Here is a 301-nt window from a genome sequence, read left to right as displayed (position 1 = left end):
AAGGGACAAAAGTCCCCAATAGTCTTAGGTAGCTCAATGGTGGAGCAACCGGCTGTTAACCGGTAGGCTGTGGGTTCGAGTCCCACCCTGAGAGCCAAAGAAAAGATAAGCCGGGGTGGCGGAACTGGCAGACGCACAGGACTTAAAATCCTGCGGTGGTTAAACACCGTATCGGTTCGATTCCGATTCTCGGCACCAAAAGAATAGTAGCCGGGTAAAAAATGACGCGGGATGGAGCAGTCTGGTAGCTCGTCGGGCTCATAACCCGAAGGCCGGAGGTTCAAATCCTTCTCCCGCTACC

The 301-nt window shown here is 53.8% G+C and carries 3 tRNA genes; all 3 read left to right on the top strand.

The window, feature by feature from the left end:
* The first annotated feature begins 22 nt into the window (after nucleotides 1–22).
* Nucleotides 23–97: transfer RNA gene (locus PTSHG_RS00115), tRNA-Asn, on the top strand.
* Between the two features lie 12 nt (nucleotides 98–109).
* A tRNA-Leu gene (locus PTSHG_RS00110) sits at nucleotides 110–198 on the top strand.
* 27 nt (nucleotides 199–225) lie between these two features.
* Nucleotides 226–299: transfer RNA gene (locus PTSHG_RS00105), tRNA-Met, on the top strand.
* The last annotated feature ends 2 nt before the right edge of the window (nucleotides 300–301 follow it).

This window comes from Peptoniphilus senegalensis JC140 (genome assembly GCF_000321025.1).
GTDB classification, from domain to species: Bacteria; Bacillota; Clostridia; order Tissierellales; family Peptoniphilaceae; genus Peptoniphilus_A; species Peptoniphilus_A senegalensis.
The sequence above is the reverse complement of the archived record's forward strand: the minus strand, read 5'-3'. Positions and strand labels throughout refer to the sequence as shown.